We start from the raw sequence: 21,701 nt of genomic DNA on the forward strand, positions 1-21,701 counted from the left end.
GTTGCTTTTGCGCTTTTGCATGATGCGTGCCGCCGCGTCCTCTTCATCCATCAGGAATCGACTACCGAATGAGCGAGCAAAACCGCGACCTCGTGCTGGTTACCGGCGCATCGGGCTTCGTCGGCTCGGCTGTCGCGCGCATCGCGCAAGAAAAGGGCTTCGCGGTACGCGTGCTCGTGCGTGCATCGAGCCCGCGCAAGAACCTCGAAGCGCTCGATGCCGACATCGTCGTGGGCGACATGCGCGACGTCGCCTCGATGCGTGCCGCGTTGCGCGGCGTGCGCTACCTGTTCCACGTGGCCGCCGACTATCGGCTGTGGGCGCCGGACCCGGCCGAAATCGAACGCGCGAATCTGGAAGGCGCCGAGGCCACCATGCGCGCGGCGCTGCACGAAGGTGTGGAGCGCATCGTCTACACGAGCAGCGTTGCGACGCTGAAGGTCACAAGCTCGGGCCAATCCGCCGACGAAACCTCGCCGCTCGCCGCGGACCAGGCCATCGGCGTCTACAAGCGCAGCAAGGTGCTGGCCGAGCGTGCCGTGGAACGGATGATCGCGAACGACAAGCTGCCCGCCGTGATCGTGAATCCCTCCACGCCCATCGGCCCGCGCGACGTGAAGCCGACGCCGACGGGCCGCATCATCGTCGAGGCCGCGCTCGGCAAGATTCCCGCGTTCGTCGATACGGGGCTCAACCTCGTGCACGTCGACGACGTGGCCGCGGGACATTTCCTCGCGCTCGAACGCGGCAAGGTGGGCGAGCGCTACATCCTGGGCGGCGAGAATCTGCCGCTGCAACAGATGCTCGCGGACATCGCCAGCCTCACGGGACGCAAGCCGCCCACGCTGGCGCTGCCGCGCTGGCCGCTCTATCCGCTCGCCGTGGGCGCGGAAGCCGTGGCGCGCTTCACGAAGCGCGAGCCGTTCGTGACGGTGGACGGCCTCAGGATGTCGAAGAACAAGATGTACTTCAGTTCGGCGAAGGCCGAACGCGAACTCGGCTATCGCGCGCGGCCTTATCGCGAAGGCTTGAAGGACGCGCTCGACTGGTTCCGCGAGGCGGGTTATCTGAGCGGCAAGTGACGCGCCGCCGGAGCCGCTCGCGCCAGCGTGCTGTTACACGACTGTTACAACGTCGGGCAGCGGCAGCGGGTCACGGCGTGCGCGCAGCAGTTAAAATCGCGGGTCTTACCTGAGAAGCTCCGCATGAACCTTCAAGACCAGATCGGCGCGCTCGAAACGGGCGTCGATCAGCTCATTCAAGCCGTGGTGGCCGCACGCGCCACGCGCCCCGCCGAAGCGGCACCCGTGCCGCCCGCCCCTCGCGACGAAGCCCCTGCGGCGCAAACCGCCGAACCGGCTGCTGCAAGCACTTCGGCTTCTGCAGCCTCTGCGGTCGAGCAGCATGCCGAACCCGAAGCAGCCGCGGCTACCGCGAGCGAACCCGCCGCGCAAAAGCCGACGCTCGAAATCGCGCGCCCCAGCCAGAACGAAATCACGATGACGATTGCGGGCCACATGGTCACGCTGCGTCCCGAGGAGATCGGTCAGCTGATCGAAGAGCTTTCGAATGCGCGCGCTTCGATGACGCCGGAACCGCCGGCCGGCCTGCCGCCGGGCTGGCGTTTCGTCTCGACGAAGAACCCCGTGATGGCCGTGCAGAAACAGTCGAACGGCGACCGCCTGCTCGTGATGCGCCACACCGGCCACGGCTGGGTGCCGTTCACGTTCTCGCCGGACATGGTCATCCAGATGTACATGATGTTGACGCAGCGTTGATGCGTCGGGGGCCGCGTCCCTCGCTTCAACGCTCCTGGGCCGGCGCCTGTACGCGCGCCTTCCACTGCCCGCCCTTGCCGCGCCAGTAGCGCCATGCCGACGCGAACGTGGCGCCCACATAGAACAGCGCGATAAGCGGCAACACCGGCGCCCATAGCAGGGAACGCCGGTAGTAAGAGAGCATCGGCGCGTAGGCGCAGCACATGGCGGCCCAGGCGAGCCACGCCGGCCACGCCGCCGCACCCAGCGCGAGCGCTACGACCGGCGGCACGAGATAGATGACGGCCATGCCCGCCATCGTCCCCGCCAGCAGCCACGGCGAATAACGCAGTTGCGTGAAGGCGGTGCGGGCGATCATGTTCCAGATCTCGCGCCAGCTCTCGTAAGGACGCAGCGATACGCTGCGCGCGGCCACGTCGAGCCGGATCGCATGGCGCCCCTCGCCGCGATGCTTGATGCGCGCCGCCAGACTGCAATCGTCGATCAGTTCGCCGCGAATCGATTCGATGCCGCCCGCTTCTTCCAGCGCCTCGCGCCGCACGAGCATGCAGCCGCCCGCCGCGGCCGCGGTCTTGTTGCGCGGATTGTTGACCCACGCGAACGGGTAGAGCTTCGCGAAGAAGAAGACGAACGCGGGAATCAGCGCCTTTTCCTGCAGCGTGTCGCAGCGCAGGCGCACCATCAGTGAAACGAGATCGCGCTTTTCCACCGTCGCGCGCATCACGAGTTGCGTGAGCGCCTCGGGCGGATGGCCGATGTCGGCGTCGGTGAGCAGCAGGTAGTCGGTGGGCAGGCCGAGCGTGCGTACGGCCTCGATACCCTGCGACTGCGCCCACACCTTGCCCGACCAGCCCGAGGGCAGCGGCTTCGCGCCGATCACGGTGAGCCGGTCCGGGCGCTGGAGCTGCAAGGCGGCGGCGCGGGCGGCGTCCGCGGTGCCGTCGGTGCTGTGATCGTCGACGACGATCACGTGAAACGCGCCCGCGTAGTCCTGCATGAGCAGCGACGTGACCGCCTTCGCGATGACGTCGGCTTCGTTGCGCGCGGGCACGACCGCCACCACGGCGGGCCAGCCGCCGGCCGGTTCGGCCACGGGCAGCGGCGCGGCGGGACGCTCGCGCCAGAAACCGCCGCGCGCGAAGAGCAGCACGCACCAGATCAGCAACGAGATGCACGACAACACAAATAGAACAGCCATCCGGCTTTGCCCTCGAATGATGGATGGATCAGGAGGCCCTGAGGTGCCCGCGGCGGGTCGCACGGGCCGCAGCCGCGGGCAGCGGCGCGGCCGCCACGATACAACCGCATCGGCTACACCTTGCCCGCACGCCCCCACGCGAGCCATGAGCGGTCGCGCACGGATTCTCCCGAGCTGCGAAATGTCGCCCGAATTTCGCCTGTAATGCGAACGTAAGGCGCCCGGCCACGCAGGCCCATACCGCGCTCCATGAACGACAGCACACAGGGCGGCATAGTTTAAGGGTTCCGGCCGCCTGTTGCACCGCGCCAGCCCCGCCCGCAGACGCCCTTGCCGCATATTTCCGGCGGTGTCGCGCGCGAAGCAAAGCGCGCGTGATGAGGTTAGAATGCGCGTTTGGCCCAGGTGTGCCGGCGTTCTGCCGGTTTTCAGAAACACCAATTAATATGATGGTCGCGGCGATAAAGCCGTTTAAACCCGCTTCGAGCATGGCTCGGGCGTGGTTCAAACGGCTTCTTCGAAACCCGCGTCAGTCGGAGTTCGCCACCCTATGCGAGTCATCCTTGCCCAACCCCGCGGCTTTTGTGCGGGGGTCGTTCGCGCGATCGAAATTGTCGACCGCGCCCTGCAGAAGCATGGCGCACCCGTCTACGTGCGCCATGAAATCGTCCACAACCGGCACGTGGTCGAAAATCTGCGCAACAAGGGCGCCCGTTTCGTCGAGGAACTCGATGAGGTGCCGCACGGCGCCGTCGCCATTTTCAGCGCGCACGGCGTGGCAAAGAGCGTGGAGGTGGCCGCCGAAGAACGCGACCTCGACGTGCTGGACGCCACCTGTCCGCTCGTCACGAAGGTTCACGTGCAGGGCCGTCAGTATGTGGGCGCGGGACGCACGCTGATCCTGATCGGCCACGCGGGCCATCCCGAAGTGGAAGGCACGATCGGCCAGATTCCGGGCAAGGTGCTGCTCGTGCAGAGCGAAGCCGATGTCGCGAAGCTCGATCTGCCGCTCGATGCGCCGCTCGCCTACGTCACGCAGACCACGCTTTCGGTGGACGACACGCGCGGCATCATCGATGCGCTGCTCAACCGCTTCAGCGACATCGTGGGTCCGGACACGCGGGACATCTGCTACGCCACGCAGAACCGCCAGGCGGCCGTGCGCGAGCTGTCCACGCAAGTGGACGTGCTGCTCGTGGTGGGCGCAACGAACAGCTCGAACTCGAACCGGCTGCGCGAGATCGGCAGCGAAACGGGCGTGCCGAGCTACCTCGTCGCCGATGGCTCCGAAGTGAAGCCCGAATGGTTTGCGAATGCGCAGGCCGTCGGCATCACGGCGGGGGCGTCGGCGCCGGAAGAAATGGTGGAAAACGTAATCGACGCGCTACGCGCGTTGGGGCCTGTCGAGGTATCGACGATGACGGGTCGTGAAGAAAAAGTCGAATTCAAGCTGCCGTCGAAGCTGATGCAACCGCTCGCCGCGCGCGAAGTTTAAGGAGGACATCTCTTGTCTATTCCGCTGCTGCAACAAGTCCGCGTTGGCGCCTACATTGCGCGCCAGCATTTCCGGGGCAACAAGCGCTATCCGCTCGCGCTCATGCTCGAACCGCTGTTTCGCTGCAACCTGGCCTGCAACGGCTGCGGCAAGATCGACTATCCGGATCCCATCCTGAACCAGCGCCTCTCGCTCGAGGAATGTCTGCAAGCCGTGGACGAATGCGGCGCGCCGGTGGTCTCCATTGCAGGCGGCGAACCGCTGCTGCACAAGGAAATGCCGCAGATCGTGAAGGGCATCATCAGCCGCAAGAAGTTCGTGTACCTGTGCACGAACGCGCTGCTGATGGAAAAGAAGATGGACGACTATCAGCCGAGTCCGTATTTCGTGTGGTCGGTCCACCTGGACGGCGACAAGGACATGCACGATCACTCGGTGTCGCAGGAAGGCGTGTACGAGAAGGCCGTCGCCGCGATCCGCGAAGCGAAGCGCCGCGGCTTTCGCGTCAACATCAACTGCACGCTCTTCAACGACGCGATTCCCGAGCGCGTGGCCGCGTTCTTCGACACGCTGGGCCCCATCGGCGTGGACGGCATCACCGTCTCGCCGGGCTACGCCTACGAGCGCGCGCCGGACCAGCAGCACTTCCTGAACCGCGACAAGACCAAGCATCTGTTCCGCGAAATCTTCAAGCGCGGCAACAACGGCAAGAAGTGGTCGTTCAGCCAGTCGAGCCTGTTCCTCGATTTCCTCGCCGGCAACCAGACCTATCACTGCACGCCGTGGGGCAACCCCGCGCGCACGGTGTTCGGCTGGCAACGCCCCTGCTACCTGGTGGGCGAAGGCTACGCGAAGACCTTCAAGGAGCTGATGGAAACCACCGAGTGGGAAAAGTACGGCACCGGCAACTACGAGAAGTGCGCGGACTGCATGGTCCACAGCGGCTTCGAAGCCACGGCCGTGATGGACACAGTGGCGCACCCGCTGAAGGCGCTCAAGGTCAGTCTCAAGGGACCCAAGACGGAAGGCGCATTCGCACGCGATATCCCGCTCGATCGCCAGCGTCCCGCTGAATATGTTTTCTCGCGGCACGTCGAAATCAAGCTGGAAGAAATCAAGCACGCGGCACAAACGAAGAAGCCGGCGACCGTCGCCGCGCACTGAGTTCGCGCTTCACCGCGTGGGCGCCCGTTGCGGCGGGCGCCTTCGATATCGGATTTGCCACGAAGGGCGTAACGGTTCATGCCGTTACGCCCTTCGCGTTTATGCGAGGGATTTATACGGCGCGGCGCGAACAACCCGTGCGCATTCACGAAGGCCGCGAGGCCGGGCGTTTCAGCGCGTCGGACCCATCATCACTCTCGTAGCAGTTGGTCCGCCTTCCCATACCCATTACAATTTGCTTTCTCCTGCTTTGAAATAATCGTCTCGCGCGAGGTAATCCGACTGTGTATTGCCCGCCGAAACACCGAACGCCATGACCATGCTGCTCGAACTGAATGCCGTAAGACTCGCCATTGGAACCAACTGCCCGGAGCACAGGAAATCGCGTCCTGATGCCAACGGCTTCAACCTCGCGCTTGCACGCGGCGAGATTGGCTGCATCACCGGCGCCTCGGGCGCCGGGAAAACGCGGTTGCTGCGCGCCATCGCCGGCTTCGAATCGCTCCACGGCGGCACCATCGCCATCAACGGCGCTGCCGTCGCCTCGAAAAGCATGGCGCTGCCGCCGTACCGTCGTCGTATCGGCATGATGGTCCAGGACGACACGCTCTTTCCGGACCGCAACGTCGCAAGAAACGTGGCACTCGCGCTCGGCGCGCTGAGTGGCGACCAACAGGAACCCCGCGCGAAGGAAGTGCTGGCCCAGGTCGGCATAGCGGACCTCGCCGACGCACTGCCCGAGGCCCTCACGCCGGCCCAGCTCCAGCGCGTGCTGCTGGCGCGCGCCATGGCGTCGTCGCCCGAACTGCTCCTGCTGGACGAGCCGTTCGCACCGCTCGACCCCGCCGCCCGCGACGCCTTCGCACAAGACCTGCGGCGCATCCTCAAAGCTGCGGGACAAACCGCGCTCGTCGCCACGCGCGACGAGGCCGCGCCGTCATTCGCTTTCGCCGACCGCGTCGGCGTCATGGCCGATGGCCTCGTCGTGCGATGGGACGCGCCGGCTGGCGCAAACGGCCTGCAAGCGAGCGAATCGACCGGCTCCGTTCACTAGCGAAACCACCCCTCAGCCGTAGGCGCACGGCGGTGTAGTATTCGCTTTCCCCTTGCTACACGCGCGTGACAGCGTAAGGCCGCTACCGGGTTCTCCGCAGCGGCCGCCGTGTTTTCCTACGATGAATCTGAAGACGAGGATCTTCCTGCTAGCCGTGGTGCCGTTTCTCGTGGCGATCGCGGGAATCGGCATCGGCGTGCGCCAGCAGGCGACTGCCCTCGCCCGCACGCAGCACGCCACCATGGAGGCGGCGTACCTCTCCAGCAAGGAAATCGAACTCAAGCATTACGTCGATCTGGCCACCAGCGCCATCGCGCCGCTCTACGACAACGCGGCAGACGATGCGCGCGACGACGCCACGCAGCGCGCCCGCGCGCTGGAGCGGCTCGAAAAGATGGACTTCGGCAAGGACGGCTACTTCTTCGTCTACGACATGCATGGCCGCTCGCTCATGCATCCGCGCGAGCCGAATCTGGTGGGCCGCGACCTCTGGGACCTGCGCGACCCGGGCGGCACGCTCACCATCCAGCGCCTCATCGCGGCGGCGGCGAACGGCGGCGGCTACGTGCGTTACATGTGGCACCGGCCGTCCACGGGCAAGCTTGCGCCGAAGCTGGGCTACGTCGTGCCGCTGCCGCGCTGGGGCTGGATGATCGGCACCGGCATCTATCTGGACGACGTAAACGCGACGCTCGCGGGCATCGACGAACACGCGTCGGCCAACATCGAGCGCACGATGACGTGGATCGGCGGCATCGCGCTCGCGGGCGTCGCCGTGATCGCGATCTGCGCGCTGGTGTTGAACGTGAGCGAGTACCGCAGCGCGGACGCGAAGCTCAAGCGCCTCGCGCAGCAGGTGGTCGAATCGCAGGAAAACGAGCGGGCGCGCCTTTCGCGCGAGCTGCACGACGGCATCAGCCAGATGATGGTGTCGGCGAAACTGCTGCTGGAATCGGCGCTCGCGCGGCTCGAGCGCGGCGAGACGCGCGTGCCGGCCGCGGAAACCGCGCTCGCCACGAGCCTCACGCGGCTCGGCGACACGCTGCGCGAAGTGCGCCGCATCTCGCACGCGCTGCGCCCCGCCATGCTCGACGACCTGGGCCTCGCCGCCGCGCTCGAACAGCTGAGCCGCGAGATGGGCGAAGAGACGGGCATCGACATCGGCTTCACGCAGATCGCGCACACGCACGCGGCGGCCTTGCCCGACGCGGTGAACACGGTGCTCTTCCGGATCGCGCAGGAAGCACTCACGAACATCGTGCGTCACGCCGAGGCGAAGCGCGCGGCGTTGACACTGGACGTGGCATCGAGCGCCGTCACCCTCACCGTCGCCGACAACGGCCGCGGCTTCGACGTGGAGCGTGCCTTCGCCGACCCGCGCGCGGGCATCGGCCTGCGCAACATGCGCGAACGGCTGGAAACGCTGGGCGGCACGCTGGCCATCGCGTCCCAGCCCGGCCACACCATCATCAGCGCGCGCGTGCCGGTGAGCGCCGCGGCCGAGCCGGCACCCAGCGAACCTCTTGCGCCATCGCAGCCGCACAAGCGCACCAGCGACGAGCCCGCCGCGGACACTACCGCCGTCTATGCCGCCACCCTGCCCACGCCGGCCTCCCGCACCGGGACTTCGACATGAACCACACCGCATCCCCTGCCCGCATCGTGCTCGTCGACGACCATCCGCTCGTGCGCGACGGACTGCGCGCGCGGCTCGAAGCCGTGCCGAACTTGCGGGTGGCGGGCGAAGCCGGCAACGCCGACGAAGCGCTCGCGCTCGCCGAATCCATTGAACCGGACCTCGTACTGATGGACGTGGGGATGAACGGCATGAACGGCATCGCGCTCGCCAGCCTGTTTCACGAGCGCTTTCCGGGCATTCGCGTGCTGATGCTTTCCATGCACGACAACATCGAATACGTGACGCAGGCCGTGCGCGCGGGCGCGGGCGGCTACGTGCTGAAGGACTCGCCCGCGACCGAGATCGTCCACGCCATCGAGGCCGTGCTCGCGGGGCAGACGTTCTTCAGCGCGGGCATTGCGAAGAAGATGATCCATGCGTCCGCGATGCAGACGCCGGTGGAACGGCTCACACCGCGCGAGCGCGACATTCTGGATGCGCTCGCGCTTGGGCTGTCGAGCAAGCAGATTGCCCAGCAGTGCGGCCTTTCCGTGCGCACGGTGGAGACCCACCGGCTCAACCTGAAGCGGAAGCTTGATATCGAGGGGCAGGCCGAACTGATCAAGTTCGCCGTGGAGCACCGCCGCGGGTCTGACCGCAAGCGGTGACCCGTGGGCTCAGCCCGCCGTTCGGGCGTTGTGGTCGACCAGGAACTTGATGAGCCCGTCGATGCCGCCCTTGGCGATCTGGTCGGCGAACTGCGTCTGATACACCTGGATCAGCCACGCGCCCATCATGTTGATGTCGTAAATCTTCCAGCCCGATGCCGTTTTTTCCAGGCGGTAGTCGATGGCGTCGTCGCCGCCGTTGCTGATCACGTGGGACTGCACGACGGTATCTTTCGCGCCCCCCGCGGTGCTGGAAGGCAGAAACTTGAACGTGACGTCCTGATTACGGAGCTGCGAGAGCGACTCGGCGTACGTGCGCACGAGCAGCGTCTGGAATTGCTGGTACAGCTGTTGCTGCTGCTCAGGGGTTGCAGTGGACCATGCCTTGCCCACTGCGATGCGCGCCGTGCGCTGGAAGTTCGTGTACGGCACGAAGTGCGTCTGCACCACCTGCGTGATCTTGCCCATGTCGCCGCCGCGCGCCTGCGAGTCGGCCTTCATTGCCGTCACGGTGCCTTCGACGGCGTTCTTCACCACGGCATCCGGCGTGGCCTGGGCAAAAGCCGAGGTGGACACCACGAAAGCTGCCACACAAGCTGACAAATAACGTTTCATTGCTGTTCCGGACTTAAAAAGAGGTGCGGATCGCGTCGATCGCGCCCCGCAACGGGCCAGTATACCGACTTTGGTCCAGCCGCCTGGCGTGCCGCGCTGCCGCGCCCGCGCGGGCGGCGTCGGTATACTTGTGCGCTCTTTCCAGACAACACGCCATCGACAGGGCCCCCGCCTGTATGCTGAAGCCATTTATCGTCCGCCTCGTCGCGTGGTCCGTACGCCGCCCGGCGTGGGTCATCGCCGTCTCCCTGATACTCGCCGTTCTGAGCAGCTTCTACGTTGCCCAACACTTTCGCATCAACACCGACGTCAGCCAGCTGATCGAAAACGACAAGGACTGGGCCGCGCTCGGCGACGCCATCGACCAGGCCTTCCCGCAACGCACCCAGACCGTGCTGGTCGTGGTGGAAGCGGACGCCCCCGAATTCGCCGACACGGCTGCCGACGAACTGGCCGCCAGCCTCAAGAAAGATACGAGCGAGTTCAGCTCGGTCACGCAGCCCGCAGGCGGGCCCTTTTTCCAGCACAACGGCCTGCTCTTCCTGCCGGTGAACGACGTGCTCAACACCACCGGCCAGCTCGTGCAGGCGCGTCCGCTGGTGAATGCCCTTGCGCAGGATCCGAGCCTGACCGGCCTTGCCGGCGTGCTCACCACGAGCCTGATGTTGCCGCTGCAGATCGGCCAGGTGAAGCTGCCCAACATGGCGCATCTGCTCTCGCAAAGCGCCGACGTGCTCGACCGCGTGCTGGCCGGCCAGCATCCGGCGTTTTCGTGGCGCGGACTCGTCGATAAAGACGCCGCCGCGAAACCGGCTTACGCGTTCGTCACCGTGCAGCCGGTGCTCAACTACGCGAAGCTGCGCGCGGGCGCGAGCGCCTCGGAAGCCATTCGCGCCCAGGCCGCCGCGCTGCACCTCGACACGCGCTACGGCGCGAAGGTGCGGCTTACGGGCGAACAGCCGCTCGCCGACGAGGAATTCGCCTCCGTCGAAGACGGCGCCGCGCTGAACGGCGCCATCACCCTGCTCGTCGTGCTCGGCATTCTGTGGCTCGCGCTGCGTTCGGGCCGCATGATCGTCGCGGTGCTCGTGACGCTCGCGGTCGGCCTCGCCGTGACCGCGGCGCTCGGTCTGATGATGGTGAGCGCGCTCAACATGATCTCCGTGGCGTTCATGGTGCTGTTCGTCGGCCTGGGCGTGGACTTCGGCGTGCAGTTCGGCGTGAAGTACCGCGAGGAGCGCTACCACGAAGACCGTATCGAGACCGCGCTCGTCAATACCGGCCGCAGCGTGGGCGTGCCGCTCACGCTGGCCGCCGTGGCCGTGGCCGAGAGCTTCTTTTCGTTCCTGCCCACGGCCTATCGCGGCGTGTCCGAACTTGGGCGGATTGCCGGCGTCGGCATGTTCGTCGCCTATTTCGCAAGCATGACGCTGCTGCCGGCGCTCATCAAACTGTTCGCGCCGCCGGGCGAAGCCACGCCGCCGGGCTTCAAGCAACTCGCGCCCGTCGACGCGTTTCTGGACCGCCACCGCAAACCGGTGCTGATCGGCACGCTCGTCGTCGTGGTGGGCGCCTCGCCGCTGCTCGCACGTCTTCAGTTCGACTTCAACCCGCTGCATCTGAAAGATCCGCATACGGAGTCGATGGCCACGCTGCTCGCGCTGAAGAACTCGCCCGTCATCTCGGTCAACGACGTGAGCGTGCTGGGCTCGTCGCTCGCGGACGCGGACCGCATCGCGTCACACCTCTCCGCGCTGCCGCAGGTGGGCCGCACGACGACGCTCTCCAGCTTCATACCCGGCGACCAGCAGCAGAAGATGATGCTCATTGCGAGCGCCGCCCAGCAGCTTCTGCCCGCGCTCACGCAAGCTCCGGCACCGGCCGCCACCGACGCCGTGCGCGTCGCGGCGCTCAAGCGCGCGGCGAACCAGCTCTCGCTCGCCGCCGACGAGCACCCGGGCGCGGGCGCCGCCGAAGCGAAGCACCTCTCGGCCACGCTGACGAAGCTCGCCAACGCAGACGCCGCCACGCGCGATCGCGCCGAAAAGGCCATCGCCGAACCGTTGAGGCTCGCGCTCGGACAGCTCGCGAACCTGCTGCAACCCACGGAGATCACCCGCGCCACGCTGCCGCCCGGCATCGTGCGCGACTGGGTGGCGCCGGACGGCCACGCGCTCGTGGACGTCGCGCCGAAAGTGCCGCCCGGCGTGGATCCCAACGACGACGTCATGCTGCGCAACTTCGCGCACGCCGTGAAGGCCGCCGAGCCCGGCGCCATCGGCGGCCCGATCTCGATCCTCCATTCGGCCAACACCATCATCAAGGCGTTCCTGCAGGCCGGCGCGTGGGCGGTGCTCTCCATTACGGTGCTGCTGTGGCTCGCGCTGCGACGCTTCGCCGACGTGCTGCGCACGCTGATTCCGCTGCTGGTGTCCGCCGTGGTGACGCTCGAGCTTTGCGTGGTTTTCGGCATGCCTCTCAACTTTGCGAATATCATCGCGCTTCCGCTGATGCTGGGCGTGGGCGTCGCCTTCAAGATCTACTTCGTCATGGCGTGGCGCTCGGGCCAGACGGGGCTGCTTCAATCGAGCCTCACGCACGCGGTGATGTTCAGCGCCGCCACCACGGCGACGGCGTTCGGCAGCCTGTGGCTCTCGCATCACCCGGGCACGTCCAGCATGGGGCGGCTGCTCGCGCTCGCGCTCTTCTGCACGCTGATCGGCGCCGTGGTGTTCCAGCCGGTACTGATGGGCCGACCCCGCGTGGAGCGCGCGCGCAAAACAAAACAACTTCAGGGAATCGATCAATGAAGAAGCGAAACGCCGCACTGGTGCTTGCAACCGTAGGCGCGACCGCCCTGACGTCCGGCTGCGCAACCGGCCCGGAGCGCAAACCCGGCGACCCGCTGGAGCCGATGAACCGCGCCATCTTCAAGTTCAACGACACGGTGGACCAGGCCATCGCGGTGCCCATCGCGAAGGGCTACCAGAAGGTGACGCCGCAGCCGTTTCGCACGGCGGTGAGCAACTTCTTTTCGAACCTCGGCGACATCAGCAACTTCGCCAACGACCTGCTGCAGCTGAAGATCACGGACGCCACCGAAGACCTCATGCGCGTGGCGTTCAACTCCACCTTCGGCCTGGGCGGCCTGCTCGACTGGGCGACACCTGCCGGCCTGCCCAAACACAAACAGGACTTCGGGCTCACGCTCGGCCGCTGGGGCATTCCGTCGGGGCCGTACCTGGTGCTGCCTATCTTCGGTCCAAGCTCGTTCCGCGACAGCGTGGGCCTTGCCGTGGACGTGCGCTTCAATCCGATGAACTACATGGAGCCGGCGGTACGCAATCCGATGTATGGCGCGCAGTTCGTGAGCGTGCGCTCCGACCTGCTGGGCGCGTCGAACCTGCTGGAACAGGCGGCGCTCGACAAGTACTCGTTCGTGCGCGACGCCTATACGCAGCAGCGCAAGTCGCTTTTGAAAAGCTCCTCGGCGCCGCCTGCGTTGCCGGATTACGGCGACCCGGGAGCGTCGGATGATGGCGACACGGGCAATGCCGGCGGCGCGCCTGCTGCGGGCGGTGCGGCGGGGGCGGCCGGTACTGCTGCGGCTAGCGGCGCGGCGGCGGACACCACGCCGGCAACCGGTGCGGCGGGTAACGCCGCGGCAGCGGGCGCCGCTGGCGCGCCGGGAGCAGGCGTAAGCGGCAAGGCCGGAACGGCCGCGCCGGCCAAGGCCGCGTCCGGGCCCAATGAGACTGCGGCGCCGGCTGCGGCGTCCGATGGTGCCGCTACGCCTGCCAGCGCGCCTGCGGCGCAGTAAAGGCGCGACGTGGAACGCCTGGCGAGGCGCCAACCGCTGCTGCTCCGGCTCCAGAGTCCGCCACGCGCCTGATCCCGCGCTCCCCGGCGCAGCAGCAACCAAAAGCCCTGCAAGGCGTGACGCCTTGCAGGGCTTTGTATTGTATGCAGCAACGGACCTTTTCTTCTTCGCCGAACCGCTGCGCGAAAACCATACAGAAGCAGCGGCCATCTGGCCGCCGCCACACGCCGTTAGTGCGCCGCTTGCTCTTCCGGTTCGTGGTCCGCCTCTTCGCCGCCTTCCAGCAATGCGCCGGGCGCCGCCGCCACGGCACGGGCCGCAGTCTGCGAGCGTTCGAGATGGCGCGCGAACGCTTCGTCGGCGTAACGGATGCGCTCGCGTCCGTGCGGCGCCGGGTTGCCCTGCTCGTCGAGATTGACGAACACCATCTTCTCGATGGTCAAGATGCTCTTGCGCGTGATCTTGTTGCGCACTTCGCAGCGCAGCGTGATGGACGTGCGCCCGAAATGCGTCGCCGTCATGCCCAGTTCGATGATGTCGCCCTGGCGCGCCGAACTGACGAAATTGATTTCCGACATGAACTTCGTCACGACGCGCTGGTTGTCGAGCTGGCAAATCGCGTAAATCGCGGCTTCTTCGTCGATCCAGCGCAGCAGGCTACCGCCGAACAGCGTGCCGTTGGGGTTCAGGTCTTCGGGCTTGACCCATTTGCGGGTGTGGAAATTCATCATCTGGCGTGCCTCGATCAGTGCGGTCCGGCCCGACGTATTGGGGCAAGACTAGGGTTAACTCTTATCTTATAACAGATATAAGGGTTTACCCTAGTCAATACAAGCCCCCCCGCGTGCTGCCCGAGCCGCCCCCCGCCCCGATACGAAGTCCCCCAGGGCAGCGGCTCTAGCCGTGTAGCCGCAAACCCTTGAGCGCCTTGTCCACGCGTCCTTTCTCGCCGCGCAGGGCGATGCCGACCAGCCTCAGTTCATCGGTCGGCACTGCTGCCACGGCGGCGCGGTTGTCGTCGTCGTGGCCGGTATCGAACAGGTCTTCCGTGAAGATCGACATGTCCAGTTCGCGTTCGGACACCCGCTTGAATGCGCGGCGCAGTTCTTCGTCGCTAGCGGAATAGACGAGCACCGGCTGCCGGAACATCGGCAGATACGACTTGCCCGACCCATCCACGTAACGCGGCCCCACCACGCCTTCGACAGTCGCCGCAATGCCGCTCACGATGAACGCCGTGACGTTCAGCTTCTTCCAGACGGGCAGGTCGTCCCGCAGGATCACCGCAATCTTGGTATCGAAAACGGGCCGTGCCTGCACGGCTTCCACTGCCGACGCGCCCGCAGCAGAAGCCGGAGCGGGATTGGCGCGCGCATCCTCGTTCGTCAGATCCATACGTCGTTCCTCGCCGTGCGTTCGTTAGTCTCGCGGCCGGTGTTGAGCACACCGCGCGGCTCGATCAGCATCATCTGGACTTCGCCCTCGGCGAACGGCTTGTGCTCTGTGCCCTTCGGCACCACGAACATCTCGCCCGCGCCGACATGGACGCAGCCGTCGCGGAAATCGATGCGCAGCGTGCCTTCGAGCACGATGAAGGTCTCGTCGGTATCGGGATGGTCGTGCCAGAGGAAGTCGCCCTGGATCTTCACGAGCTTGAACTGGTAGTCGTTCATTTCGGCGACTACGCGCTGCTGCCACTGGTCGTGGATGAGTGCGAGCCTGGCCGCCAGATTGATGGGCGCGTACGCCGTTTCAGCTGGGGCGTGATGGTCGGTGGGTGTCATGTGCGTCTCCTTCGTCAGATGCTACGAAGGGCGAGCGTAGACGGCGCGCGCTCAATGCGTCTTGAACGATTGTGCAAGCAGGGGCGGAAGTGGGCGGCTCACCGGGCCGCGGCGCGGGAAGCCCAATTCGACCTCGCCGCCCGCCGATGCATGGTCTGCCGGCCCTCGGCGTGATGGCTGAACGGACCGGCCAGGCTGATCGACTCGACAGTGGCCGCTCAGCGCCCCATGCCGGCGAGCGTCTTCAGCCAGCGTGACGGGGACAGGCCATACGTCTTCGTGAAGTGGCGCGTCATGTGGCTCTGGTCGGCGAAGCCTGCGGCTGCGGCCGACTCGGCGAGCGGACGGCCCAGCACCATTAGCTGCCGCACGCGGTCGAGCCGGCGCATCGTCAGATAGCGGTACGGGCTCGTACCGAAGAATGCGCGGAAATCGCGCGACAGGCTCCAGCGGTCGCGGCCCGTGGCGGCGGCCAGATCGTCGAGGCTCACCGCGCAGTCGAGCGCATCGTGCAGATATTCGCGAGCCCGCCGCGCCGCATGATAGTCCGCCGCCTGGCGCAGGCGACGGGCGCCGGAAACGGCGTCCAGCGCCAGTGCCAGATCGAGAATGGCGTCGTCACGCTCGAGCGGATCGAGCGGGCAGTCCATGCCGCGCAAGAGCACGTCGGTGGCGGCATACAGGCGCGGATCGTCGGAAATGCCGCCCTCGACGAACGGCAGCGGCCGGCCGCCCAGCGCCTGCTGAAGCAGCGCCGGCTCGACGTAGACCATGCGATAGCGGAAGCCGTGCTCGGAGCCGGCCTCGCCGTCATGCGGTTCGTCGGGGTGAATCACGATCGTGCGGCCCGGCTGGCTGTGCACGAAATGGCGCCGATAGTGGAACGACTGGACACCCGAGAGCGTGCGACCTATCGCGTAGGTGTCGTGCCGGTGCATGTCGTAGGCGTGCGCGTGAAAGAAGGCCTCGATGCGCTCGATGTCGCCCTGGTGCGCGCGGTGGATCCAGTCGGTATGAGGCAGTTGCGGCGGCACTTGCGGCTGGGCGCGCGCCTCGGTCCCGACTGCGATTTCGGCCCCTTCTCCTGCTGCCTTCATCCGATTCCCCTTCGCTTCGCTCTGCCCCTGCAAAACAGGCCTTGCGACGATATCCACCCGCCCGGTGCCGGCGAAAAGAGATGATATAGCGGGCTGGTCAGGCGCGTGCACGGCACGCGGGCCGCCCCGCGTCGGGGCGCCGCACACGCGTTATCTGCGCCGGCAGCGCCGGTACAGCCGACCGGCAAGGCGCATTCACCGTTAGCCTCGGCGCAGCTCCGGCGCCCTCAGCGGACGCTACCCACCGACACCGGCCACAGCGCCCGAGCCCGTTCGAGCGTCTGCCGTGCCCGCACGAGGGAGACGCGTGCGGCGCGGGCGTCGGCGGCTACTTGCAAGAGCGCGCCGAGCTGCGCCGGCCGCCGGGCCAGTTCACGCAGCACAGGCAGCACCGCCGTGCTGCCGTCGTCACGCAGTCCCGCCATGGCGGCCGGGGGCAGCGAGCGCCACGCCGGGTCCACCACCGCGCGGCATACCGCGAACGGCACGCCCTGCGCCGCAGCAACGGCGCCTGCGATGTGCGATTCCATGTCCACCGCGAGCGCGCCCGTGGACCGGTAGAGAGCCTGCTTGTCCCCCGCCGTCGTCAGCGGCGCCGACACGGCGGCCTGGATGCCGCGCCGCAGTCGTGCTGCCAGCGGCGAGGCCGCCAATGCCGCCGCGAGCCGCTGAGTCCACGCGGTGTCCGTCATGACGCGGCCGAGCGGGCCATCCACCGCATCCGCCACGACGATCGTGCCAGGCGTAAGTTCGGGCGCGAGTCCGCCCGCCGTGCCGAAACTCAGAATGCCCGCGCAGCCGCGCTGCATCGCGTCCCGCAGAGCGCGCTGGAGCAGATCGGCGCGCGCCGCGTAGACGGCCTCCACACCTTCGCCGCGCGCGATCTGCGCTTCGAACGCCATGCCGGCCACGACGATGACGGGCAGGCCCGCCGCGTCCCCGGACACGGCAACCGTTGGCGCCCGCATCGTCACATTCCGACCGCGACGCGCGCGACGCCGTCGCGCTTGAGATTGCGATAGCGGGCAAGCGCCCACAGCGGGAAGAACTTGCGATAGCCGTGGTAGCGCAGATAGAACACGCGCGGAAAGCCCGTCGCCGTGAAGCGCGTTTCGTCCCACAGCCCATGTTCCTGCTGGTTCGCCTGAAGGTACGCGATGCCGCGCGCAACGGCGGGATGATCCACCGCGCCGGCGGCCATCAGGCCGAGCACCGCCCAGGCGGTCTGCGAGGCCGTGCTCGGCGCGCGCTCGTAGCCGCGGTAGTCGAGCTTGTAGCTCTCGCCGCCCTCGCCCCAGCCGCCGTCGTCGTTCTGAATCGAGACGAGCCACTGCACGGCGCGCGTCATGTGCGGGTCGCTGTGCGACAGGCCGGCCGCGTTCAGCGCGCACAGCGCTGTCCACGTGCCGTAGATGTAGTTCATACCCCAGCGGCCGTACCAGCTGCCGTCCGATTCCTGCTCTTTCAGCAGATAGTCGTAGGCGCGACGCGACGGCTCGCTCGTGCCCGGCATCTCGCCCAGCTGCGCGAGCATCGAAAGGCAACGGCCGGACACGTCCGCAGTGGGCGGATCGAGCAGCGCGCCGTGGTCGGAGAACGGGATGTTGTTGAGGTAGTACTGTGTGTTTTCGGGCTCGAACGCACCCCAGCCGCCGTCGCTGCTCTGCATGCCGACAATCCATTCGCGCGCACGCGCAATGGCTTCGCTATCGACGTCCGACTGCGTGAGTCCCGCCGCGCGATGCATGGCCATCACCACCACGGCGGTGTCGTCCACGTCGGGGTAATACGCGTTCGCGTACTGGAACGCCCAGCCGCCGGGCCGCACGTCGGGGCGGCGCGAGATCCAGTCGCCGCGCACGTCGAGCACCTGCAGCGGGCGCAGCCATTCCAGGCCGCGCAGCGCCGCTTGCCGGGCCTGCGCGTCGCCGGTCTCCAGCAGCGCGTGCGCCACGAGCGACGTGTCCCACACCGGCGAAAGACACGGCTGGCAATACGCCTCGTCTTCGTCCTCGTGAATGACGAGCAGCTTGTCGATGGAGCGGCGGGCAATCGCGCGGTTCGGGTGATCCGCGGGATAGCCGAGCACGTCGTACATCATCACGGCGTTGGCCATGGCGGGGAAGATCGCGCCCAGGCCGTCTTCGCCGTTCAGGCGCTCGTCGACGAAGGCGACGGCGGCGTCGATGGCGCGCTGGCGCAGATAGCCCGGAAAGAGCGGATCGACGGTGCGCAGAATGCCGTCCACGGCGCGGAAGAACGCGAACCAGCCTTCGTTCTGGTGCGGCGCACGCGGCAACAGGCCCGTGGTGACGGCCGCGCCGCGGAACAGTTCGTCGATACGCACGCCGCGCGGATTACGCGCGCGCGGCCGCTTCGCGTTGAGCACGAGCAGCGGCACGATGACCGTGCGTGCCCAGTACGACACCTTCGAAAGATGGAACGGAAACCACTTGGGCAACAGCGTAATCTCGACCGGCATCATCGGCACCGCGTACCAGGTGATGACGCCGTAGAGCGCGAGCAGGATGCGCGTGAACACGTTCACGGCTTCCGCGCCGCCCGCCGCCAGAATCGCGTTGCGCGCGCGGACCATGTGCTCGGCGTCTTCGGCGTCGCCGATCATCTTCAGCGCGAAGTACGCCTTCACGCTGGCGCTCACGTCCATTGCGCCGTCGGTGAAAAGCGGCCAACCGCCATCGGCCAGCTGGATGCGGCGCAGGTAGCGGCCGATCTTGCGCTCCAGTTCGACGTCGGCCGTCTCGCCCAGGTAGTGCACGAGCAGCACGTATTCGGCGGGGATCGTGGCGTCGGCTTCGAGTTCGTAGACCCAATGGCCGTCGGGCTTCTGGGCGGCAAGGATCGCGTCGGTGGCGCGCGCCACGCTCGCATCGAGCGACGCCAGCGCGGGCGCGTGGGCTTCAAGCGGCAGCGCGCGGGCGTCGTTCACCGCGTCGTTCGCCGCTTCGTTTGCAGCGTCACCTGCCGGCAAGGTCGCGGCATCCGCTGCGGAGTCGTCCATTGGCAAGGCTTGGGTCAAATCGTTCATCGGCGCTCCATCGGTGCAATCGGTACGTCAAGCAGGAGGTCCGCGGCCTTCTGGCCCGAGCGGATCGCTCCTTCAATCGTTGGGGGCAGACCGGTGGCCGTCCAGTCGCCCGCCAGCATCAGGTTGTTCCAGCGTGTGCGCGTGCCGGGCCGGCGCGTCTCTTCGTCCGGCCGGGCGGCAAAGGTGGCGTGGGCTTCCGTCACGATCTGCCAGGCCGGCATGGGCTCCGCGGGCAGCGACGCGGCTTGCGCCACGTCCGCCCAGATCGCCCGCGCCAGCGCCTCGCGCGGCATCGCGAGCAAGCGGTCCGCGGCGTAGACGGTCGCGGAGAGCCGGCCGTCGGAGGCCACCATCCATTGCGCCGTGCCGTTCAGCAAACTCGTGGCCGCGGGCGTGCCGAACGGCGGCTCCACGGCGAAATGCGCGCTCACCACGGCGCTGGACCGCTGCGGCGTCTGAATACCGGGCACCAGCGCGCGAGCCGCATCCGGCGGGACGGCGAGGATGGCGGCATCCGTTTCGCCGAGCGAGATGATCTCCTCGCCGAAATTCAGCGCGCTCACGCGCGCGGCAGCCATGCCGCTTGCCGTGGCCGGGCGCTCGTCGAATGCCATCGATTGCAGCCGCGAGCCGAGCCGGATCACCGCGCCGCCGTGCTGCAACAGCCGCAGCGCCGGATCGACGAACGCGCTCGCCAGTCCGTCGCGCGCCACGAGCGGCCGGCACGCCGCGCCGCCCGCCGCAAAGGTTTCCCTCACGAGTGCGCCTGCGAGCTGCGCCGTTGCGTCGCGCGGCTCGGCATTGAGCATGGCGCGGAGCAGCGGTTCGACGAGGCGCGTCCAGAACGCGCCTTCGCCACGCAGCGTCTGCGCCACCGTGCGGCCCGGCTTCGCGAGCAGCAGCGGCACGAGCTGCACGAAATCCAGCGGACGCGCGCCCGGCACGCGCGCCTCGGCATTGAAGATCCAGCGGGCCAGCCAGCCTGACGAAAACTGCGCCGTCCAGCGCGTGCCCGCCGCGACGTCCACGAACGCGAATTCGGGACGGTGCGGCCCTTCCAGTTCGTCGCTCGAGCCGATCACGCGCGCGTAGTTCAGCGTGGCGTGATTGCCGGACAGCACGATGTGATTGCCGTTGTCGATGGTCGCGCCGAGCGCTTCGTCGTAATACGAGCGACAGCGGCCACCCGCCTGCGCCGCCGCTTCGTGCAGCACCACCCGCGCGCCACGCCGCTGCAACTGGACCGCAGCGGCCAGACCGGCCAGGCCCGCGCCGATCACGTGGACAAGCCTCGGCATCAGAACAATGCGTAGCGCGCCACGATCCACAAGAGCCGCGCCCGCGGCTTCTTGACCCGCGTGCGCGGAATGTCGAAGCCGCGATCCAGCGTGCGATCCAGCAGGCAACGGTAGACGCCCGACATGATGCGCGGCGCCTTCACCTGGGCGCGCGGCGCGGTGTCCATGATCGCGTCGGCAGCGGCGAAGTGCTCCTTCGCGCGCTCGGCGAGCGTCATGCAGACGCGCGGCAGCGACGGGTCGTCCACGATGGCGGCCGGGCTGCTCACGGCGATGCCTTCGCGCGCGAGCAATTCGCGCGGCAGATAGCAGCGGTGGATGGCCGCGTCTTCGTCGATGTCGCGCAGGATGTTCGTGAGTTGCAGCGCACGGCCGAGGTGATGTGCGAGCTGGCGCCCCGGCTCTTCCTCCATCCCGAAAATCCTCACCGATAACCGGCCGGCCGCGCTCGCGACGCGATCGCAGTACAGGTCGAGCGTGGCTTCGTCGGGGGCACAGATGTCGGCAGCGGCGTCCATGGCCATGCCGTCGATCATCGCGTGGAAGTCTTCGCGCTTGAGTCCGAAGGTATGGATGTGCCGCGTCAGCGCCGCGAGCGAGGCGCGCGGCGTGCCGGCGTAGCAGGCGTCGATGTCGGCGCGCCACGCTTCGAGCGCGGCGGCGCGTTCGGCGCGCGGGCGGTCGCCGTCGGCGATGTCGTCGACGGCGCGGCAGAACGCGTAGACCTGGTACATGGCATCGCGCTGTGCCGCAGGCAGGATGCGCATTGCCAGATAGAACGAGCTGCCGGACGACATGGCAGCGGCATCGGTTGCTGTATCGTCCACGACGAGATTGGAAACGGCCAAGACGATCTCCGCTGGGGCGCCCGCGAGGGGGCGGTCAGGAATTCAGGCCCGCAGCACAATGATCGTGGAGCGGGTCGCCCGCGCGCGCGGACACGCGCGAGGCACCGGCAGCCAGGCCGGAAACGGGCCAAAGTATAACAACCTTTAAGGGGTGCCGCAGTCGCGGCCGGCTCGGCCGGCGGGTTCGGGGACGGACCGCGAAACGCGGTCGTGAA

General features: G+C 67.4%; 19 protein-coding genes. 9 read left to right on the top strand and 10 right to left on the bottom strand.

Features of this window, described 5'->3' with window-relative positions; genetic code table 11:
* The first annotated feature begins 68 nt into the window (after positions 1 to 68).
* Positions 69 to 1,082, top strand: coding sequence for a hopanoid-associated sugar epimerase (gene hpnA / locus U0042_RS03450; RefSeq protein ID WP_114809875.1), 1,014 nt, complete (start codon positions 69 to 71; stop codon positions 1,080 to 1,082).
* 123 nt (positions 1,083 to 1,205) lie between these two features.
* On the top strand, positions 1,206 to 1,778 hold the full coding sequence (locus U0042_RS03455; protein ID WP_114809876.1) for a hypothetical protein: 573 nt from the start codon (positions 1,206 to 1,208) through the stop codon (positions 1,776 to 1,778).
* Between the two features lie 25 nt (positions 1,779 to 1,803).
* Here the strand turns inward: U0042_RS03455 and U0042_RS03460 are convergent, their stop codons facing one another.
* Positions 1,804 to 2,976, bottom strand: a complete 1,173-nt coding sequence (locus U0042_RS03460; protein ID WP_114809877.1) for a glycosyltransferase — start codon at positions 2,974 to 2,976, stop codon at positions 1,804 to 1,806.
* 550 nt (positions 2,977 to 3,526) lie between these two features.
* On the opposite strand from U0042_RS03460, the gene ispH reads away from it, so the two are divergent.
* The 5 genes from ispH (at position 3,527) to U0042_RS03485 (ending at position 8,975) form a co-directional block, all read left to right on the top strand.
* Positions 3,527 to 4,471 carry a 4-hydroxy-3-methylbut-2-enyl diphosphate reductase gene (gene ispH, locus U0042_RS03465; RefSeq protein ID WP_114809878.1) on the top strand — a complete coding sequence of 315 codons (945 nt, stop codon included), beginning with the start codon at positions 3,527 to 3,529 and terminating at the stop codon, positions 4,469 to 4,471.
* Positions 4,472 to 4,483: 12 nt separating this feature from the next.
* Positions 4,484 to 5,635, top strand: coding sequence for an adenosyl-hopene transferase HpnH (gene hpnH, locus U0042_RS03470; RefSeq protein ID WP_114809879.1), 1,152 nt, complete (start codon positions 4,484 to 4,486; stop codon positions 5,633 to 5,635).
* Between the two features lie 313 nt (positions 5,636 to 5,948).
* Complete coding sequence (locus U0042_RS03475) at positions 5,949 to 6,689, top strand: ABC transporter ATP-binding protein (protein WP_114809880.1); 741 nt, start codon at positions 5,949 to 5,951, stop codon at positions 6,687 to 6,689.
* 121 nt (positions 6,690 to 6,810) lie between these two features.
* Positions 6,811 to 8,325 (top strand): cache domain-containing protein, encoded by a 1,515-nt coding sequence (locus U0042_RS03480; protein WP_114809881.1) that lies wholly within the window; start codon positions 6,811 to 6,813, stop codon positions 8,323 to 8,325.
* Positions 8,322 to 8,975 carry a response regulator gene (locus tag U0042_RS03485; protein WP_114809882.1) on the top strand — a complete coding sequence of 218 codons (654 nt, stop codon included), beginning with the start codon at positions 8,322 to 8,324 and terminating at the stop codon, positions 8,973 to 8,975. Before U0042_RS03480 ends, U0042_RS03485 begins: the two co-directional genes overlap by 4 nt.
* 9 nt (positions 8,976 to 8,984) lie before the next feature.
* On the opposite strand, the gene U0042_RS03490 is transcribed toward U0042_RS03485, so the two are convergent.
* Positions 8,985 to 9,590, bottom strand: coding sequence for an MlaC/ttg2D family ABC transporter substrate-binding protein (locus U0042_RS03490; protein WP_114809883.1), 606 nt, complete (start codon positions 9,588 to 9,590; stop codon positions 8,985 to 8,987).
* Positions 9,591 to 9,766: 176 nt separating this feature from the next.
* On the opposite strand from U0042_RS03490, the gene U0042_RS03495 reads away from it, so the two are divergent.
* A complete protein-coding gene (locus tag U0042_RS03495; RefSeq protein ID WP_114809884.1) occupies positions 9,767 to 12,400 on the top strand; it encodes an MMPL family transporter in 2,634 nt (877 codons plus the stop codon).
* The gene (locus tag U0042_RS03500; protein ID WP_114809885.1) at positions 12,397 to 13,410 is read left to right on the top strand and encodes a VacJ family lipoprotein; all 1,014 of its coding nucleotides are present in this window, start codon (positions 12,397 to 12,399) and stop codon (positions 13,408 to 13,410) included. Before U0042_RS03495 ends, U0042_RS03500 begins: the two co-directional genes overlap by 4 nt.
* Positions 13,411 to 13,640: 230 nt before the next feature.
* Here the strand turns inward: U0042_RS03500 and U0042_RS03505 are convergent, their stop codons facing one another.
* From U0042_RS03505 to hpnD, 8 genes are all read right to left on the bottom strand, one after another.
* Entirely contained in the window at positions 13,641 to 14,138 is a 498-nt protein-coding gene (locus tag U0042_RS03505) for an acyl-CoA thioesterase (protein WP_232833295.1), read from the bottom strand.
* 169 nt (positions 14,139 to 14,307) lie between these two features.
* Positions 14,308 to 14,805, bottom strand: coding sequence for a DUF2000 family protein (locus U0042_RS03510; RefSeq protein ID WP_114809887.1), 498 nt, complete (start codon positions 14,803 to 14,805; stop codon positions 14,308 to 14,310).
* Positions 14,796 to 15,194: a cupin domain-containing protein gene (locus tag U0042_RS03515; RefSeq protein ID WP_114809888.1), complete on the bottom strand. Its 399-nt coding sequence runs from the start codon at positions 15,192 to 15,194 to the stop codon at positions 14,796 to 14,798. Before U0042_RS03515 ends, U0042_RS03510 begins: the two co-directional genes overlap by 10 nt.
* A gap of 218 nt (positions 15,195 to 15,412) precedes the next feature.
* Positions 15,413 to 16,291, bottom strand: coding sequence for an AraC family transcriptional regulator (locus U0042_RS03520; RefSeq protein WP_198665243.1), 879 nt, complete (start codon positions 16,289 to 16,291; stop codon positions 15,413 to 15,415).
* Between the two features lie 227 nt (positions 16,292 to 16,518).
* Positions 16,519 to 17,259, bottom strand: a complete 741-nt coding sequence (locus U0042_RS03525; RefSeq protein WP_114809889.1) for a phosphorylase — start codon at positions 17,257 to 17,259, stop codon at positions 16,519 to 16,521.
* A 2-nt stretch (positions 17,260 to 17,261) separates the two neighbouring features.
* Complete coding sequence (gene shc, locus U0042_RS03530; protein ID WP_114809890.1) at positions 17,262 to 19,340, bottom strand: squalene--hopene cyclase; 2,079 nt, start codon at positions 19,338 to 19,340, stop codon at positions 17,262 to 17,264.
* Entirely contained in the window at positions 19,337 to 20,638 is a 1,302-nt protein-coding gene (gene hpnE / locus U0042_RS03535) for a hydroxysqualene dehydroxylase HpnE (protein WP_114809891.1), read from the bottom strand. The genes shc and hpnE overlap by 4 nt, the downstream gene beginning before the upstream one ends.
* Complete coding sequence (gene hpnD, locus U0042_RS03540) at positions 20,638 to 21,486, bottom strand: presqualene diphosphate synthase HpnD (protein ID WP_114809892.1); 849 nt, start codon at positions 21,484 to 21,486, stop codon at positions 20,638 to 20,640. The genes hpnE and hpnD overlap by 1 nt, the downstream gene beginning before the upstream one ends.
* Between the last annotated feature and the right edge of the window lie 215 nt (positions 21,487 to 21,701).

Origin of the sequence: Paraburkholderia kururiensis, from assembly GCF_034424375.1 — a bacterium.
In the GTDB taxonomy this organism is placed as follows: Bacteria; Pseudomonadota; Gammaproteobacteria; order Burkholderiales; family Burkholderiaceae; genus Paraburkholderia; species Paraburkholderia kururiensis_A.

What these genes read in the sequence shown, in the direction of transcription:
- hpnA (WP_114809875.1), top strand. Translation starts at nt 69, where the DNA reads ATGAGCGAGCAAAACCGCGACCTCGTGCTGGTTACCGGCGCATCGGGC.
- U0042_RS03455 (WP_114809876.1), top strand. Translation starts at nt 1,206, where the DNA reads ATGAACCTTCAAGACCAGATCGGCGCGCTCGAAACGGGCGTCGATCAG.
- U0042_RS03460 (WP_114809877.1), bottom strand. Translation starts at nt 2,976, where the DNA reads ATGGCTGTTCTATTTGTGTTGTCGTGCATCTCGTTGCTGATCTGGTGC.
- ispH (WP_114809878.1), top strand. Translation starts at nt 3,527, where the DNA reads ATGCGAGTCATCCTTGCCCAACCCCGCGGCTTTTGTGCGGGGGTCGTT.
- U0042_RS03475 (WP_114809880.1), top strand. Translation starts at nt 5,949, where the DNA reads ATGACCATGCTGCTCGAACTGAATGCCGTAAGACTCGCCATTGGAACC.
- U0042_RS03480 (WP_114809881.1), top strand. Translation starts at nt 6,811, where the DNA reads ATGAATCTGAAGACGAGGATCTTCCTGCTAGCCGTGGTGCCGTTTCTC.
- U0042_RS03485 (WP_114809882.1), top strand. Translation starts at nt 8,322, where the DNA reads ATGAACCACACCGCATCCCCTGCCCGCATCGTGCTCGTCGACGACCAT.
- U0042_RS03490 (WP_114809883.1), bottom strand. Translation starts at nt 9,590, where the DNA reads ATGAAACGTTATTTGTCAGCTTGTGTGGCAGCTTTCGTGGTGTCCACC.
- U0042_RS03495 (WP_114809884.1), top strand. Translation starts at nt 9,767, where the DNA reads ATGCTGAAGCCATTTATCGTCCGCCTCGTCGCGTGGTCCGTACGCCGC.
- U0042_RS03500 (WP_114809885.1), top strand. Translation starts at nt 12,397, where the DNA reads ATGAAGAAGCGAAACGCCGCACTGGTGCTTGCAACCGTAGGCGCGACC.
- U0042_RS03505 (WP_232833295.1), bottom strand. Translation starts at nt 14,138, where the DNA reads ATGAATTTCCACACCCGCAAATGGGTCAAGCCCGAAGACCTGAACCCC.
- U0042_RS03510 (WP_114809887.1), bottom strand. Translation starts at nt 14,805, where the DNA reads ATGGATCTGACGAACGAGGATGCGCGCGCCAATCCCGCTCCGGCTTCT.
- U0042_RS03515 (WP_114809888.1), bottom strand. Translation starts at nt 15,194, where the DNA reads ATGACACCCACCGACCATCACGCCCCAGCTGAAACGGCGTACGCGCCC.
- U0042_RS03520 (WP_198665243.1), bottom strand. Translation starts at nt 16,291, where the DNA reads ATGAAGGCAGCAGGAGAAGGGGCCGAAATCGCAGTCGGGACCGAGGCG.
- U0042_RS03525 (WP_114809889.1), bottom strand. Translation starts at nt 17,259, where the DNA reads ATGCGGGCGCCAACGGTTGCCGTGTCCGGGGACGCGGCGGGCCTGCCC.
- shc (WP_114809890.1), bottom strand. Translation starts at nt 19,340, where the DNA reads ATGAACGATTTGACCCAAGCCTTGCCAATGGACGACTCCGCAGCGGAT.
- hpnE (WP_114809891.1), bottom strand. Translation starts at nt 20,638, where the DNA reads ATGCCGAGGCTTGTCCACGTGATCGGCGCGGGCCTGGCCGGTCTGGCC.